This is a genomic window from Acinetobacter sp. WCHAc010034, assembly GCF_001696615.3.
Lineage (GTDB): Bacteria > Pseudomonadota > Gammaproteobacteria > Pseudomonadales > Moraxellaceae > Acinetobacter.
Genome location: NZ_CP032279.1, coordinates 1,785,545 through 1,801,542 on the forward strand (window position 1 = coordinate 1,785,545; position 15,998 = coordinate 1,801,542).

Here is a 15,998-nt window from a genome sequence, read left to right on the forward strand (position 1 = left end):
ACAAAAAAGCCGTCAGATAAATGACGGCTTTTTCAGTGCAGCGGTTGCCAAAAATCAGCCAACGCGGTAGTTCGGCGCTTCCTTGGTGATGGTCACATCATGCACATGCGACTCAGACATGCCGGCTGCGGTAATTTTTACAAATTTCGCATTCTGGCGCAGGTCTTCAACCGTTGCGGAACCGGTGTAGCCCATGGAAGAGCGCAGGCCGCCCATCATCTGATGCACGATATTGCCCATCGGGCCTTTGTACGGCACGCGGCCTTCAATGCCTTCCGGCACCAGCTTTTCCTGGCCCGCTTTCGAGTCCTGGAAGTAGCGGTCAGCGGAACCGGTTGCGCCCGCCATTGCGCCCAAAGAGCCCATGCCGCGGTAAGCTTTGTAGTAGCGGCCCTGGAAGAATTCAACTTCGCCCGGCGCTTCTTCAGTGCCAGCCATCAATGAGCCGACCATGATGGTGCTGGCGCCGGCGCCGATCGCTTTCGCCATATCGCCGGAGAAGCGGATGCCGCCGTCAGCAATCAATGGAATCTGCTCTTTCAATGCATTGGCAACGCTGTCAATCGCGGAGATTTGCGGCATGCCGATGCCGGCAACAATGCGCGTGGTGCAGATTGAGCCCGGGCCAATGCCGACTTTCACCGCATCCGCGCCTGCATCCAGCAGCGCCAGCGCCGCATCGCCGGTAGCGATGTTGCCGCCGATCACCTGCACTTGCGGATAGTTGGCTTTCACCCAGCGCACGCGCTCAATCACGCCGGCAGAATGGCCATGCGCGGTATCCACCACAATCGCGTCTACGCCGGCTTCAACCAGCGCTTCTACGCGGCTTGGCGTTTCTGCGCCGGTGCCGACAGCAGCGCCAACGCGCAGGCGTCCTAAGTCGTCTTTGCAGCTGTTTGGATAAAGCTCAGCCTTGCGGAAGTCAGTTACCGTAATCAAGCCTTTCAGCTCGTTATTGGCGCCGACCACAATGACTTTCTCAATGCGGTTTTTCTGCAGCAGCGCCTGAATATTTTCTTTTGATTCGTGTTCGCGGACAGTCACTAGACGGTCCTGGCCAGTCATGATATTGCTCACCGGCTGCTCTAAATTGGTTTCAAAGCGCGTATCGCGCCCGGTCACAATGCCAACCACTTTGCCGTCTTTAACCACAGGCACGCCGCTGATGTTGTTGGCTTGAGTGATTGCGATCAGTTCGCGGACGGTGGTTTCCGGGGTCACGGTGATCGGGTCTTTCACCATGCCGGCTTCAAATTTTTTCACACGGCGCACTTCAGCGGCCTGGGCTGCAATGTCCATGTTTTTGTGCAGAATGCCGATGCCGCCGTTTTGCGCCATAGCGATCGCCATGCGTGACTCAGTCACCGTATCCATGGCTGCGGACACTAAAGGGATATTCAGGTTAATGCCGCGGGTCAGGCGTGTCTTTAGGGAGACATCTTTTGGGAGGACAGTTGAGTAGGCAGGGAGTAATAGGACATCATCGAAGGTTAGCGCGTCTTGAACGATGGTCAGCATAGCAGTCTCACTGGTAATTTCCGTGCGCCATTATAAACAAAAAATCAGGCTAAATTCATGCTTATTCTGGCTGCAATGCAAAAATTCATCCGCACGGCAGCGCGTTTGCTGAAATTCTCATTGAAAATGAAAGGCTTCATTCAATTCCGCTTTTTTCCCTGAAGGGCGCGCGGAAAGTCTGCTTCTCCATCACATCAATTCCGCACGGCAGCTCCCAAAGCCAGTCCAGAAACTGCTCAATGCTGTCGCGGCCGGCAAAAGGCGCGCCATGCTGCGGCACAATCATCTCAATATCCATGTCCTTCACCATGTCCACCCAGTAGCGCAAAATTTTATTGGAGCACATATAGCGCTGATGAAAGCCCCGCATATGCCGGATATGCGCCTGCATATCCGTCACCGGAGTTTGCGGATCGCCGATGGTGGAAGCGCCGAGGTCGCCGGAAAACAGCACTTTTGAAATCGGATCATAGAACTGGAAATTGCCGACGGAATGCAGGAAATGCGCGGGAATGCAATGCAGCTCAGAATTTCCAATCGGCACGCTTAAGCCTTCGTCCGGCAGCTCAATCAGGCGCTCCAGCCATTCGCCGTCCATTTTTTCCGAGGTATATGCCGAATTGAGATGCGGCAGAAAGCGCGCCCAAAGCTTGGAGGCCACAATTTTCGCCTGGGTATGCATCAGCCAGCGCGGCATGGAGGTGATGATGTCCGGGTCCTGATGCGAGCCGAATACATATTTGATTTTATTTAAAGGCAGATATTTCAGCAATTCAAAGGTCAGCGGCGAATAGGTCAGGTCGCCGCCCGGGTCAATAATGCCACCTTCCTGCCCGTTGATTATCAGGAACTGATTGGCCTGAATCCCCTCGCCCTTCACCAGGCTGGTGAAAACAACGCATTTATGCGCGCCGTTGTCGAATAATGTATAAGATGTTGTTTTTGACATGATGCCTGCATTCCTTTTATTAAAATTATGGCTTTAGCTTCCGGTTTTTCTAGGTGCGGTCACATTATAGCCATTAATCCCATAATAAAAATATGCCTTTATGATTAAATAATTATTAAATAAGCATTATTTATATAAAAAAAGCCGATTTCAGGCCATCCGCGCCGCGCTTTGCGCTGAACGCGCGCTCAAATTTTGCGGAATCTGGCGGCCTTATGCGCCGCAGAATGCAAAAAAGCAGGGCCAAGGCCCTGCTTTTGCTGCTTCAGCATGCTTTAACTGACCTGATCAAAGCCGTCATCATTGACCGGAGGCGGCGCATCAAGCGGAATTAAAGCAATCAGGCCGTGGGCTGCCCGCGCCTTATTGCACTGCGCATCGGCAATCTGCACTTCCCTGCAGGACGCGCTGCGGGCCTGATACATGCCGCAGCTGACCTGCCGGCCAATCTCGCCCTGCAGCGCAACGCAGCGCGGCTGCGGATTATTGGTACCCGCCATGCATGAATAAACCGCAGTCACAGGCTCGGTATAATGCTCGGGCATATGCAGCCCTTCCGCCCAGTAAAATGAAACCCTGAAAAAAGCGCAGCAGGCGCCGCAGCTTAAACACGCATCCAGTGTCGGCAATTGAGACAGCATTCTTATAAATTCTCGTCATCAAAAAGTGGTTTTTTGAAGGCTGATTTTAAAAAATGCCGCGCCGATGCTCAAGATTTTTTGATCGATTCCGGCGTTTATTCCGGGAAGGTAAATACCGACTCATCCATCAGGTCTGTGCCGCACTGCAGCGTCTCAATCCAGTCCAGAAACTGATTGATCTGCTCTTTGCCGATAAACGGCGTGCCGTGCTGCGGCACAATCATTTCCACGTCCATGCTGCGCACCATATTCACCCATAAGCGGATGATTTTATTGTTGCACATATAGCGCTGATGGAAGCCTTTCATCTTGGGAATATGGGCAGCGAAATTTTCCAGCGGCCTGGAAGCGTCATCCACCATTGAAGCGCCCATGTCACCGGAAAACAGGATTTTGGCAATCGGGTCATAAAACTGGAAGTTGCCGACCGAATGCAGGAAATGCGCAGGCACCGCAATGATCTTGCTTTCGCCCAGATGAATCACCTGGCCGTGATCCGGCAGCTCCACCAGGCGGTCCAGCCAGTTGCCTTTCATGCGGTCGCTCATAAACGCCGAGTTCAAATGCGGCAGGAAGCGCGCCCAGAGCTTAGAAGCCACCACTTTGGCTTCGGTATAGACCAGCCAGCGCGGCATGGAGGTGATGATGTCCGGGTCCTGATGCGAGGCCATCACATAGTCCAGATTGGTCAGCCGGGTATATTTATTCAATTCCATGGTCAGCGGCACATAAGTCAAGTCGCCGCCCGGATCTAAAACCGCTGCGCGGTTATTATCGATAATCAAGAATTGGTTGGCTTGGACCCCTTCACCCTTGACCAGGCTGGTGAAGCTGATGCATTTATGTATGCCATTATCAAATAAGACCTGCGATGTAGTACGCTCGAACGCCATACCAATTCCCCAATAAATGCTATTTTAAAGATTAGACTTCTAATTCCCTATAACATAAATGGAAATAGGAAAAGTTACAATAAAGATACATGAATCAGATGAAGTATTTTGCAGTTTCAGCCGGCAGCAGGCGCCCGTTAAAAAGCCCAGTGCTGAAACTGGGCCGGAAGCTGAAGCTTAATTTTTAAAACAGGTAATGCTGCGCCAGGGCGCTCACGCCGATCAGCAGAAACACCGCCGCGCCAATTTTATGAATCAGGGCAATCGGCAGCTTGTGCGCCAGCTTATTGCCGGCAAAAACCGCCGGCGCATTGGCGATCATCATGCCCAGCGTCGTTCCCGCCATGACCCAGAATAGGCTGTCAAAGCGGGCGGCCAGCGCAACGGTGGCAATCTGGGTTTTATCGCCGATTTCAGCCAAAAAGAATAAAACGAAAGTGGCGCCGAATACCCCGTATTTCTGCCATTTATTGATGCTGTCTGTTTCATCGCCCAGCTCATCCGGAATCAGCATCCAGGCCGCCATCGCGATAAAGCCCAGCGCCAAAACCCAAAGCAGCACTATTTCAGGCACAACGGTTGTAACCCATTGGCCCAGCGCGGCGGAAACGCCGTGATTGATGATGGTGGCAAGCAGAATGGCGATGAGGATCGGAACAGGCTTGCGGAAGCGCGCAGCCAGCAGCAGGGCAAGAAGCTGGGTTTTATCGCCCATTTCGGCTAGAGCTACAATTCCAGTAGAGAGCAGGAATTCATACATGATGTCTTTCTCTGGCCAGCAATTACAAATACCAATGACTCACCCCTCCTGCCAGCCAAATCTGCAGAGCGGTAAATCAAAGGTCTTGCCAACAAAAGAAAGCTTCAGAAAAGCTCATTTGGTTCTTTGCTATGATGGCCATGCCCGTTTTAGGGCAAATATGTTGACCATCACCTTTTTACGCAGCGTAAAAAGCGGCTACTCCCCAATGAAGTCCGGATATTTTAAAGCCGCGGCTTCAAGAAAGCAAACAGAATTCAGCGCGCTGGCAGCCTCCTCCGGCAATGCATAAGCCCTGCACCAATAAAAAAAACCCTGCCGGAGCAGGGTTGATTGCATTGCAAGATTCAGGCAGCCATTAGAGCAGCAGCGAACGGATATCCTGCAGCAGCTTGGTCAGCTTATTGGTAAAACGCGCAGCATCCGCACCGTTAATCACCCGGTGGTCGTATGACAGGGACAGCGGAAGCATCAGCTTCGGATCAAAGCCCTGGCCATTCCACACCGGCTGCATCGCTGCCGGAGAAATGCCCAGAATTGCGACTTGCGGCCAGTTGACCAGCGGCGTAAACGCTGTGCCGCCAATTGCGCCCAGGCTGGAAATAGTGAAATTCGCGCCCTGCAGGTCTTTCGGCGAAAGCTTCTTGTCGCGCGCTTTTTGACCCAGCACGCCCAGCTCCACCGCAATCTGCTTAATGGTTTTCTGGTCAGGGTTGCGCAGCACCGGAACCGTCAGGCCATCCGGCGTCGCCACCGCAATGCCCATATGGATTTCATTGCGCAGCAGCACCGACTTGCCGTCATCAGCCAAGTGGCCGGCAAACTCGCGCTCTTCTTTCAGCAAGTGCGCAACGGCTTTGATGATGAACGCCATAATGGTCAGGCTGACGCCGTCCTTCTTAAAGCCGCCCTTCAGGTCATTGCGCCATGCTTCAAGCTCAGTGATGTCCGCCAAATCAAACTGGGTAACCTGCGGAATGAAGTTGTTGAGCGACAGCTGCGGAATGGACACCTGCTGCAGGCGCGTGAGAACCTTCTCTTCCACACCGCCGAATGCAGTGAAGTCCGGAAGCTTCGGCAAGCCTGAAGCCTGCGCAGCCGCCTGAGCTGCAGGCGCGGCCTGTGGCGCAGTCAAGCGCGTTTTCACATAGGCAAAGATGTCTTCTTTCATTAAGCGCGCATGCGGGCCTGAAGCTTTGACTTCAGCCAGGACCACGCCTAATTCACGCGCCAGCTTGCGCACTGCAGGGCCGGCATAGACTTTGGCATTGGCTTCATTCTGCGCTTTGCTCAGCTTGTCTGCGCCTTGAACTGCCGGCGCCGCCTGCACAGCAGATGCTGCTTGAGCCGGCGCAGCTTTAGCAGCAGGAGCCGCATCCGCTTTCGCCGCTGCAGGCGCTGGTGCGGCCTGGCCTTCGGCTTCAATGGTCACTAAAGCCACACCTTCGGATACATTTTGTCCCAATGCAACATGAATGGCTTTAATCACCCCGGCTGCTGAACTTGGCACTTCAACCGTCGCCTTGTCTGATTCAACTACAATGATGCTCTGGTCTTTTTCAACCTTGTCGCCCACTTGCACCAGAATTTCAGCCACGGCAGCCTTGTCTACGCCCAAGTCAGGCACGGCAATTTCAATTGCGCCGGCCTGCACAGGAGCAGCTGCCTGCGCGGCGGCTGCAGGTTTTTCCGCTGCCGGAGCTGCCGGCGCCGCGGCCGCTTCAGCTTTTGGCGCAGCTGCTGATCCGGCAGTTTTCACCTTCAGGATCACCACGCCTTCCTTCACGGTGTCGCCTGCTTTAATTTCGATGGCTTCAACTGTGCCTGAAATCGTGCTTGGCACTTCTACCGTCGCTTTGTCTGATTCAACCACCACGATGCTTTGATCAACGTCAATTTCATCGCCCACCTGAACCAGAATTTCGCCCACGGTGGCTTTTTCCACGCCAATGTCAGGCACCTGCACTTCAACTACCGCTGAAGCTGCGGCAGGCGCTGCCTGCGGAGCTTCTGCTTTGGCTGCAGCAGCAGGAACCGCTGCCGGCTGCGCCGCAGCGGCTGGGGCCGGCGCAGGCTCAGCCTGGCCTGCAGCTTCCAGCTCAATCAGCACTGCGCCTTCAGCAACGCTGTCGCCCAGGCTGACCAGAATGCTTTTGACCACGCCGGCTGCCGTGCTCGGCACTTCAACCGAAGCTTTGTCGGATTCGAGCAGCACAATGCTGTCATCCACCGCAATGCTGTCGCCGACTTTCACCAGAATTTCCGCAACTGTCGCCTTGTCTACGCCAATATCAGGAGTCGTAATTTGCATGATTAGTTCTCCTCTTTGTAGTCAGCAACTGGGTGCAGTTCAGGCGTCGCCTGCGGCGCCCAGGCCACTGGACGGTCTGTATCCAGCTCAAAGCTTGAAATCGCGTCTTTCACCAGGCGCGCATCCACTTCGCCTTCATCCGCCAGCTTTTTCAGCGTCGCAACCACAATGTGGGCAGCGTCTACGCCAAAGTAGCTGCGCAGGTTGGCGCGCGTGTCTGAACGGCCATAGCCGTCGGTGCCTAATGCCACAAACGGGCGGCTGTCCGGCAGGTAAGCGCGGATCTGCTCGCTGTAAGCGCGCATATGGTCGGTTGCCGAAACCACAATGCCGTCGGTGCCGCGGAGCTGCTGCGATACCCATGATTCTTTGGCAGCCTCACCCATTGGATGCAGGCGGTTGTATTCTTCGCAAGCCATGCCGTCACGCGCCAGTTCATTGAAGCTGGTCACGCTGTAGACATTGGAATGGATCTGGTATTCATCGCGCAGGATTTTCGCAGCTTTGATCACTTCGCGCAGAATCACGCCTGAACCCAGCAGCTGCACAGTGGCTTTTTCGTCCTGCTGAAGCAGGTACATGCCGCGCTTGATGCCTTCTTCCGCGCCCTGCGGCATTTCAGGATGCTCATAGTTTTCGTTCATTACGGTTAAGTAATAGAACACGCGCTCCTGATTGACATACATGCGCTGCAGGCCATCATGCACAATCACCGCCAGCTCATAGCCGAAACACGGATCATAGGACACGCAGTTTGGAATGGTGTTGGCTAAAATGTGCGAGTGGCCGTCCTGATGCTGCAGGCCTTCGCCATTCAGCGTGGTGCGGCCTGCGGTCGCGCCCAGCAGGAAGCCCTGCGCCTGCGCATCGCCGGCAGCCCATGCAATATCGCCAATGCGCTGGAAACCGAACATGGAGTAGTACATGTACATCGGAATCATCGGCAGGTTATTGGTTGAATAGCTGGTGGCCAAGGCAGCCCATGCGCTCATTGCGCCGGCTTCGTTGATGCCTTCCTGAAGCATGTGGCCGTCTTTGGCTTCACGGTAATGCATCAGCTGTTCCTGGTCTTCAGGGGTATATTTCTGGCCGTGAGCAGCATAAATGCCCAGCTGGCGGAACATCCCTTCCAGGCCGAAAGTGCGCGCTTCATCCGGCACAATCGGCACCACGCGGTCTTTAATGGCTTTTTCTTTCAGCAATGCTGAGATTAAGCGCACCATCACCATGGTGGTGGACTGCTCTTTGCCGCCCGAACCTTTCAGCACGGCGTCAAATACAGACAATTCAGGAATCGCCAGAATTTCGCTTTCCTTGCGGCGCGCAGGCAGGTAGCCGCCCAGCGCTTCACGGCGCGCTTTCATATACTTCAGTTCAGGCGAGTTTTCGCTTGGACGGTAGAATGGAACTTCTTCCAGCTGGTCATTGGTAAATGGCAGATTGAAGCGGTCACGCACATATTTTAAAGAATCAATATGCATCTTTTTGATTTGGTGCGTTTTGTTGACTGCTTCAATTTCTTCAGACAGGCCGTAGCCTTTCACCGTTTTCGCCAGGATCACCGTCGGCTGGCCTTTGGCCTTCATCGCTTCCGCATAGGCAGCAAAGACTTTGTACGGGTCGTGGCCGCCACGGTTAAGGTTGTCGATGTCTTCATCGCTTAAATCTTTCACAAGTTCCGCAGCTTCCGGATACTTGCCGAAGAATTTCTCGCGCGTGTATGCGCCGCCTTTAACCTGGTAGCGCTGGTAATCACCGTCTACCGCTTCTTCCATCACCGCTTTCAAAGCGCCGGTGCTGTCTTTGGCCAATAATGGATCCCAGTGGCGGCCCCAGACCACTTTAATCACGCGCCAGCCTGCGCCGCGGAATAAGGATTCAAGTTCCTGAATAATCTTGCCGTTGCCGCGCACCGGACCATCCAGGCGCTGCAGGTTGCAGTTCACCACCCAGATCAGGTTGTCGAGCTTTTCACGGCCCGCCAGCGAGATTGCGCCGGTGCTTTCCGGCTCATCCATTTCGCCATCGCCCAGATAAGCCCAGACTTTGCGGTCTTCTTCTTTAATCAAGCCGCGGTTCATCAGGTACTTCTGAATGTGCGCCTGGTAAATCGACATGATTGGCCCTAAGCCCATCGATACCGTCGGGAACTGCCAGTAGTCCGGCATCAAATACGGATGCGGGTAGCTCGGCAGGCCTTTGCCGCCGACTTCGCGGCGGAAGTTGTTGAGGTGGTCTTCCGTCAGGCGGCCTTCCAGGAATGAGCGCGCGTAAATGCCCGGCGCGCAGTGGCCCTGGTAATAAATCATGTCGCCGCCGAAGCTGTCGCTGTTGGCGCGGAAGAAGTGGTTGAAGCCAACATCATATAATGTTGCGGAAGACGCGAAGCTGGCCAAGTGGCCGCCTAAGTCATCGCCGGTTTTGTTCGCGCGCAGCACCATCGCCAGCGCATTCCAGCGGATTAAAGCGCGGATGCGGCGCTCCATATCCTGATCGCCGGGCATAGCCGGAGTTTCTTCAACGGAAATTGTATTGAGGTAAGGAGTATTTAGACGCTGAATAGGAACATGCTTAGCAATTGCGCGCTGATACAGCTTTTCAAGAAGGAAGGCTGCCCGCTCCGTTCCCATATGCTGTAAGACTGAATCAAATGCTTCTTGCCATTCTTGGGTTTCCTGCGCATCTGTATCGCCATAGAACGCCATATTTCACCTATCCTGTGTGCCTAATTTTATACCCCTATATGTACCATATTTTCATATAGCCCAGTTATGGCTACAGATGAATACGACAATGGACTAATATTTAGTAAATAAATACTTATTGACTTTTTATTACACAAAGCTGCAAAACAAAGCCAATACAGGGCAAATCTGCATCAAAAATTATGCGCTAAAGTGATAATGTGAAAAATGAAGCGCTGAAATGCGGAACGCCGCTGCAGGAGTCCAGCTCAGGCAGCGGCGTTTCGGCAAAGCGGCTTTATGGCGCTTTCAGCATGGCTGCGGCGCAGCCGGCAGCTTAAGGCAGCATCGCCAGATAAGGCGACGGATTCTTGCGCTGGCCGTCTTTGACTACTTCATAGTGCAAATGCGGGCCGGTGCAGCGGCCGGTGCAGCCGACATTGGCAATCTGCTCACCGGCTTCCACACGGTCGCCGACACGCGCAATCAGGCGCGAAGCATGCGCATAGCGGGTTAAATAGCCGTTGCCGTGGTTGATTTCAACATATTGGCCATAGCCGGTGCCCCAGCCCGATTTGGTCACAATGCCTGGGCCGGTTGCATAAATCGGCGTGCCGCTTGGCGCGGACATATCTAGGCCGGAGTGGTTTTCAGCGCGGCCGCCCATGACGCGGCCGCCGTAATTGGAGCTGATGCGCTTCAAATCCGGAAGCGGATGCGCCACCAGCCAGGAATACGGATTGCCTGAAGAAGCGGTATATGATTTTGAGCGGCTTGAACCGTATTTTTTAGCGAGGGACGCGTTGTTCAGTTCAACGGTCTTTTCACGCAATTGCACGTTCAGCTTAGTTTCGGCAGGAATGTCCATATCGCCGGATTCGGAATAGGCGCCCTGCGCCAAAGTGCGGGTCAGCTGTTCAATGCGGTCGCTGGAACCGTCCTGATTCAGCTCGACCAGGTCCGCGAATGCAACTGACGCAGCAGAAGCGGAAAATGAAAATGCCAGTAAAATACGGCGCAAATGCATAAAAAACCTCACTAAAACTGTTCTTAATCGAGTTCCTTGAGTGATCTCTTCCTTGATATCCACTGAAAGAAGCGCATAAGATTAAGACATAAACATGAAGGAAATATGTATGTCTGAACCCGTCAATGTCTTTCAGCAAACAAGAAAACACATAAAAACAGGAAACTTTTCGTTTCTCTCTGCGCAAGTCGCTGCCTGGCAGAAACTTGCGAAACTCGTCCAACCCTTATTGCCCCAGCCGGAGCAATGGCAAGTTGTTTGTTATCAAAATGGCGTGCTGATGCTGACTGGAGAAAATCAAGCGCTGGTCAGCCAGCTGGCTTATCTTCAAAAGCACTATATTGCTCAGCTATCACAAATACATGAATTGAAAGAATTAAACAAGATACAAGTGCGCTTAAGAGTTCCTTCTCAAACACCGCTGCCCCTTGAAAAAACTTCAAGACCGCTCAGTCCGGAAACGCAGGATCTGCTGCGCAATGCTGCTGACTTTGTGAGCGACCCTAAGCTTAGCCAAGCCATGCTGCGTTTGGCAAGCAATAAAAAGTAACCGCCGGCCAATTCCGCCTTTCTTCCTCCGGTTTTTCTGTGACCGGATTATCAGTTTATTTTGTTATATTATAACGCAATATTTAAAAGACAATGACTTATGTCACGCTCACATAGGAAATCGGGCATGAATCAATGTCATCAAATGTTACAATTTCATAGCTGCTTGGATCTTTTTTAACATTGCGCAGCAGCTGGTTATTCAAAGCGTGCCCGGACTTGTAGGCGTCATATTTGGCGATAATCTGATGGCCCAGCAGGTACAGGTCGCCGACAGCATCTAAAATTTTATGGCGCACGAACTCATCGGCAAAGCGCAGCCCTTCCTCATTGACCACGCCGGTATCATCCAACCCCACCGCGTTGTCCAGGCTGGCGCCCAGCGCCAGGTTATTCGACTTCAGGTAATCCAGGTCTTTCATAAAGCCGAAGGTGCGGGCTTCGCTGACTTCATAGACAAAGGTTTCGGTTGAAAAGTCGATGGAAGCGGACTGGTCTTCCTTTTTAAATGCCGGATGGTCAAAATCGATGGTGAAATTCAGCTGAAAGCCTTCATGCGGGCTGAATACCGCTTTTTTGTCATCAATCAGCGCTTCGACCGGCTTGAGAATCTTGATGAATTTTTTCGGCGCATCCTGCTCCGCCAGGCCACCCTGCATCAGCAGGTAAATAAACGGGCCGGCGCTGCCGTCCATAATCGGCACTTCTGATGCCGACACTTCGATAATCAGGTTATCAATGCCCAAGCCGGCGATGGCGCTCATGATGTGCTCAATGGTGCCGACTTTGGCATTTTCCTGCACCAGATTGGAGCACATGAAGGCTTCCTGAATCAGCATGGCATCCGCCGGAATGTCAATCTGCGGCTCCAAATCGATGCGCCGAAACACAATTCCCCCGTCTGCATGATGCGGCACAAAGTTGATCATGACTTTTTGCCCACTGTGAAGGCCGATTCCACTCGCTTTCACGACGCGCTGCAGGGTACGCTGTTTCAACATGCTCTTTCATTCATCAGTAGATAAAACCGCTATACGTTAGCATATTTAGCCATTGATAAAAAACAAAAAAGGCAGCATTGCTGCTGCCTTTTCAGTTTTTTTCATTGAAAATCAATGCATTTACGCTTACTTGCGCTGCTGGTTTTTCAAATAATCCTGAATGCTCATTGGCGTTGGGCGCGGGCTTGAAACCGACGGCGAGGCGCTGGCCGCTGCGCCGTCAGCCTGCTGGCGCTGAATGGCCGGAACATCGTCTTCATCGGCCGCGCTTTGGGCTGCCGACTGCTGGCGCACGGCCTGCACTCCGGAACGCTTCACCGGCTCCGCAGAATCGGCGGAATTGCGGGTCAAGCCTGTGGCAATCACGGTAACGCTGATTTCATCGCGCGCATCCGGATCAAATACCGTGCCGTAGAAGACCTGGCCTTCATCCAGGTCAACAATCTGGTTGACCACATCGGTGATTTCTTCAATTTCACCAAAAGTCACGTCATCGCCGCCGGTTACGTTAATCAGAATGCCTTTGGCGTTCATGATGGTCACGTTATCCAGCAATGGGCTGCGGATCGCCTGCTCGGCCGCCTGGCGCGCGCGGGTTTCGCCGCGGCCGCTGCCTGCGCCCATCATTGCATAGCCGCGCGTGCTCATTGCGGTTTTCAAATCGGCAAAGTCAAGGTTGATGTGGCCCGGGCGCACCACCAGGTCAAAGATGCTGCGCACCGCGTTCAGCAAAACGTCATCGGCTTTTTTGTAGGCATCCTTCATTGAAATGTCGCGGAACACTTTCAGCAGGCGCTGGTTTGGAATAATGATCAGCGAGTCAACATGCGCTTCCAGAGCTTCAATGCCTTTTTCAGCGGACTGCTGGCGGCGCTTGCCTTCGAAGTTGAACGGCGTAGTGACGACGCCCACGGTCAAAATGCCCATTTCTTTGGCAATTTCAGCAACCACCGGCGCAGCGCCGGTGCCTGTGCCGCCGCCCATGCCGGCAGTGACAAAGACCATGTCCGTGCCTTCAAGGTGCTGGCGGATCAGCTCGCGGCTTTCTTCAGCTGCGGTCTGGCCCACCTGCGGGTTTGCCCCGGCGCCCAGGCCGCGGGTGCTCTGCTCGCCCAGCTGGATCTTGAACTGCGCATTCATGCGGTCCAGCGCCTGCTTGTCGGTATTTGCGCAGACAAACTTCACGCCCTGAATATCTGACTCCAGCATGTGCTGCACAGCATTGCCGCCGGCGCCGCCTACCCCGAATACAGTGAAACGGGCTTGGCCGTTGCTGTCGTTTTGATCATCTTCTAAAAATTCAAATGAGGCCATGACCTGTAAAATTCCTAATCCTAAATCGGCAGCCACTTCAGCCCGTATACTGCCTTAATCTTAATAAAAATTGTTTTTCAGGATGCTGTCCAAGCCCGGACTTGTCAAGTTCAAGCCATGATCCGTACAACTTCCCAACAATATTCCCAAAAACTTCCGCTTAAAAAATGGACTTCAGCGTTTCATTGAAGCCGGACCAGGCGCGCTTAACCCGCTGCATCACCGACAGCCGCTCCGGATCTTCCTGCTCTGCAATCGTATCCTGCGCATCGCTTTGGCTGAACATCAGCAGGCCCGCCGCAGTCGCATACTGCGAACGGCGCAACGCGGCCTGATTCTGCTCTTCCGCATGCACCTGCACCGGCGGATTGCCGAGATGCGCGGAAACGCCTAAGGTTTTGCGCGCAAAGCTGACCATGCCTTCAATCTGGCTGGCATCACCGGTCAGCACAACGCCATGATACAGGCCATGGATGGCGCCATTGCCCTCCAGCACTTCCCGCACCAGCCCCAGCACTTCTTCATAGCGCGCAATAATGATTTCCGTCAGCTCAATCCGGCTGATGGTTTGCGGACCGTCAATGCCCTGAAACTGGATCATATGATCCGGCTTCACCACTTTCAGGTCAACGCAGCCGTACAGCAGCTTAATGCGCTCCGCTTCTTCCGTAGTGGTCTGCAGCACCGCCGCGATATCGCGCGTCACATGCTCTCCGCCACGCTGCAGCGTATGCGTCATGGCCAGGCGCCCATCCAGATACACCGCCACATTGGTGGTGCCTGCACCGATATCCACCAGGCAGACGCCGTACTCGCGCTCATCCTTCAGCAGGCTGGCTTCAGCCGTCGCCAGGCTGGAAATCACCATGCGCTCCACCCCGATATTGGCGCCTTTCAAGGCGCGGTCAAGGTTCTGCATGGTGCTGATCGGCAGCATCATCAGGTGGTAATGCCCGGTCATGCTCTGCGCGGACATCCGGATCGGGTTCAGCACCCATTCCGGCGCGTCATCCAGCTCAAAGCCCAGCGGCACGGCGCTCACCAGATAGTGGTCCGAGGTTAAGTGGCTGGCTTTGGCCAGCTCTAATGCGCGCACCACTTCATTGGTTGTTATAGTCTGGTCGGTGTTTGCGACCGGCGTGCGCCCGGAAGCGTAAAAACTTTTCAACTCAGCGCTAGGAATGGAAATCCAGGCGGAATGCACGCGGCACTCCGCCATGTCTTCGGCTTCCTGTACTGCATTTTTAATTGCGGTAATGACCTTATCGAGACTGACGATTTTTCCTTTATTCATGCCTCGGTTACGAGCGGCGGCCATGCCTATCACCTGGATATTGTCTGGCGCATGGACCTTGCCAATCAAAACTGAAACTTTATGTGTCCCAATGTCAATCGCAACAACTGAGGGAACAGCTTCATTCATTATTTACTACTACCATTTACATTTTCGTTTAATTTATGGCTGGAAGCCTCTATTTATAAAGCCAAACATTATGGCTTCAGGGCTGTTCCATCCGCAATGCCTGTGTCATTAATCGTTACAACAAATTGGCCGCTGGCTATTTTCGGCGGCGCGGCGTTCTTCCACTGAATCGCCAGCCCGTTCCGGTAGCGCAGGTCAATGGCTGAAATATTAGGCCATACCGGCTTTAAATCATTATGCGCCAGATGACTCAAGCGTTGAAGCTTGCTCATGGTCTGATCCTGATCGACAATAATGCGCAGGCCGGAATCAAACTGCATGAACCAGGTCATGCGCTCCGTTAAATATAATTCTTTTAATCGGATGCCGGCCGGAAGGAACAGCTGGTTAATCTCATTATAGCGCCGCATCATCATTTTGGATTGGCTGACCGGCCCATGCAGCAGCGGCAGATTCTGATAATTGCGCGGTGTCACTTCAGTAAACACCTCGCCGCTGTCGCTCAGCAGGCGCCCGGTGCCCCAGCGTGCAATGGCATTGCGCGGCATCACCCGCACGCGGATGGCGTTTGGCCAGGCGCGCGATACCACCACACGGTCCACCCAGGACAGCTCCAGGGCGCGGTCGCGGATCGCCCTTAAGTCCGAAGTGAAGTAATTTTCCGTCACCGCCGGCGCAACATGCGCCAGCACCTGGCTGCGCTCCGCATCTGAGCGGGCGCCGGCGACATTCAGCGCAGCGGTCTGCGCATCGGTCATTACCCGGTAAAAGCCAAACACCCCCGCAGCCAGCACCAGAGCCGCCACCGCCAGCAGCAGCCAGCCGCCGGCTTCCGCAAGCTTCTCCTTGCGGGTCGGAGGCCTGTCATGGATTGAGGTGACTGCAGCCCGCTTGCGGCGCATGGAGGCAGGGAGTTGAGCCATAG

At 53.9% G+C, this 15,998-nt stretch carries 13 protein-coding genes and 1 riboswitch; of the genes, 1 reads left to right on the top strand and 12 read right to left on the bottom strand.

Annotated elements, in window-relative coordinates:
- Positions 1-54: 54 nt before the first annotated feature.
- From guaB to BEN74_RS10230, 8 genes are all read right to left on the bottom strand, one after another.
- Positions 55-1,521 (bottom strand): IMP dehydrogenase, encoded by a 1,467-nt coding sequence (gene guaB, locus BEN74_RS10195; protein WP_068910259.1) that lies wholly within the window; start codon positions 1,519-1,521, stop codon positions 55-57.
- A gap of 136 nt (positions 1,522-1,657) precedes the next feature.
- Positions 1,658-2,470 carry an MBL fold metallo-hydrolase gene (locus tag BEN74_RS10200; protein ID WP_068910261.1) on the bottom strand — a complete coding sequence of 271 codons (813 nt, stop codon included), beginning with the start codon at positions 2,468-2,470 and terminating at the stop codon, positions 1,658-1,660.
- Between the two features lie 275 nt (positions 2,471-2,745).
- Positions 2,746-3,111, bottom strand: a complete 366-nt coding sequence (locus BEN74_RS10205) for a YkgJ family cysteine cluster protein (RefSeq protein WP_068910264.1) — start codon at positions 3,109-3,111, stop codon at positions 2,746-2,748.
- A 95-nt stretch (positions 3,112-3,206) separates the two neighbouring features.
- Entirely contained in the window at positions 3,207-4,004 is a 798-nt protein-coding gene (locus BEN74_RS10210; RefSeq protein WP_068910266.1) for an MBL fold metallo-hydrolase, read from the bottom strand.
- A 184-nt stretch (positions 4,005-4,188) separates the two neighbouring features.
- Complete coding sequence (locus BEN74_RS10215) at positions 4,189-4,764, bottom strand: TMEM165/GDT1 family protein (RefSeq protein WP_068910269.1); 576 nt, start codon at positions 4,762-4,764, stop codon at positions 4,189-4,191.
- A 17-nt stretch (positions 4,765-4,781) separates the two neighbouring features.
- A riboswitch (yybP-ykoY riboswitch) is annotated at positions 4,782-4,983 on the bottom strand.
- A 139-nt stretch (positions 4,984-5,122) separates the two neighbouring features.
- Complete coding sequence (locus tag BEN74_RS10220) at positions 5,123-7,075, bottom strand: 2-oxo acid dehydrogenase subunit E2 (protein ID WP_068910271.1); 1,953 nt, start codon at positions 7,073-7,075, stop codon at positions 5,123-5,125.
- Between the two features lie 2 nt (positions 7,076-7,077).
- On the bottom strand, positions 7,078-9,780 hold the full coding sequence (aceE, locus tag BEN74_RS10225; protein WP_068910273.1) for a pyruvate dehydrogenase (acetyl-transferring), homodimeric type: 2,703 nt from the start codon (positions 9,778-9,780) through the stop codon (positions 7,078-7,080).
- 316 nt (positions 9,781-10,096) lie between these two features.
- A complete protein-coding gene (locus BEN74_RS10230; RefSeq protein ID WP_068910275.1) occupies positions 10,097-10,786 on the bottom strand; it encodes a M23 family metallopeptidase in 690 nt (229 codons plus the stop codon).
- A gap of 109 nt (positions 10,787-10,895) precedes the next feature.
- Here BEN74_RS10230 and BEN74_RS10235 point away from each other — a divergent pair, with 109 nt between their 5' ends.
- Entirely contained in the window at positions 10,896-11,336 is a 441-nt protein-coding gene (locus BEN74_RS10235) for a DciA family protein (protein ID WP_068910277.1), read from the top strand.
- A 97-nt stretch (positions 11,337-11,433) separates the two neighbouring features.
- Here the strand turns inward: BEN74_RS10235 and lpxC are convergent, their stop codons facing one another.
- The 4 genes from lpxC to BEN74_RS10255 form a co-directional block, all read right to left on the bottom strand.
- Positions 11,434-12,336, bottom strand: a complete 903-nt coding sequence (gene lpxC / locus BEN74_RS10240; RefSeq protein ID WP_068910279.1) for a UDP-3-O-acyl-N-acetylglucosamine deacetylase — start codon at positions 12,334-12,336, stop codon at positions 11,434-11,436.
- 126 nt (positions 12,337-12,462) lie between these two features.
- Positions 12,463-13,650 carry a cell division protein FtsZ gene (ftsZ, locus tag BEN74_RS10245; RefSeq protein WP_068910281.1) on the bottom strand — a complete coding sequence of 396 codons (1,188 nt, stop codon included), beginning with the start codon at positions 13,648-13,650 and terminating at the stop codon, positions 12,463-12,465.
- A 160-nt stretch (positions 13,651-13,810) separates the two neighbouring features.
- Complete coding sequence (gene ftsA / locus BEN74_RS10250; RefSeq protein ID WP_068910283.1) at positions 13,811-15,073, bottom strand: cell division protein FtsA; 1,263 nt, start codon at positions 15,071-15,073, stop codon at positions 13,811-13,813.
- Between the two features lie 68 nt (positions 15,074-15,141).
- Positions 15,142-15,996: a cell division protein FtsQ/DivIB gene (locus BEN74_RS10255; RefSeq protein ID WP_068910286.1), complete on the bottom strand. Its 855-nt coding sequence runs from the start codon at positions 15,994-15,996 to the stop codon at positions 15,142-15,144.
- Positions 15,997-15,998 lie beyond the last annotated feature (2 nt).

What these genes read in the sequence shown, in the direction of transcription:
- guaB (WP_068910259.1), bottom strand. Translation starts at nt 1,521, where the DNA reads ATGCTGACCATCGTTCAAGACGCGCTAACCTTCGATGATGTCCTATTA.
- BEN74_RS10215 (WP_068910269.1), bottom strand. Translation starts at nt 4,764, where the DNA reads ATGTATGAATTCCTGCTCTCTACTGGAATTGTAGCTCTAGCCGAAATG.
- ftsZ (WP_068910281.1), bottom strand. Translation starts at nt 13,650, where the DNA reads ATGGCCTCATTTGAATTTTTAGAAGATGATCAAAACGACAGCAACGGC.
- BEN74_RS10255 (WP_068910286.1), bottom strand. Translation starts at nt 15,996, where the DNA reads ATGGCTCAACTCCCTGCCTCCATGCGCCGCAAGCGGGCTGCAGTCACC.
- BEN74_RS10210 (WP_068910266.1), bottom strand. Translation starts at nt 4,004, where the DNA reads ATGGCGTTCGAGCGTACTACATCGCAGGTCTTATTTGATAATGGCATA.
- BEN74_RS10200 (WP_068910261.1), bottom strand. Translation starts at nt 2,470, where the DNA reads ATGTCAAAAACAACATCTTATACATTATTCGACAACGGCGCGCATAAA.
- BEN74_RS10205 (WP_068910264.1), bottom strand. Translation starts at nt 3,111, where the DNA reads ATGCTGTCTCAATTGCCGACACTGGATGCGTGTTTAAGCTGCGGCGCC.
- BEN74_RS10235 (WP_068910277.1), top strand. Translation starts at nt 10,896, where the DNA reads ATGTCTGAACCCGTCAATGTCTTTCAGCAAACAAGAAAACACATAAAA.
- BEN74_RS10220 (WP_068910271.1), bottom strand. Translation starts at nt 7,075, where the DNA reads ATGCAAATTACGACTCCTGATATTGGCGTAGACAAGGCGACAGTTGCG.
- aceE (WP_068910273.1), bottom strand. Translation starts at nt 9,780, where the DNA reads ATGGCGTTCTATGGCGATACAGATGCGCAGGAAACCCAAGAATGGCAA.
- ftsA (WP_068910283.1), bottom strand. Translation starts at nt 15,073, where the DNA reads ATGAATGAAGCTGTTCCCTCAGTTGTTGCGATTGACATTGGGACACAT.
- BEN74_RS10230 (WP_068910275.1), bottom strand. Translation starts at nt 10,786, where the DNA reads ATGCATTTGCGCCGTATTTTACTGGCATTTTCATTTTCCGCTTCTGCT.
- lpxC (WP_068910279.1), bottom strand. Translation starts at nt 12,336, where the DNA reads ATGTTGAAACAGCGTACCCTGCAGCGCGTCGTGAAAGCGAGTGGAATC.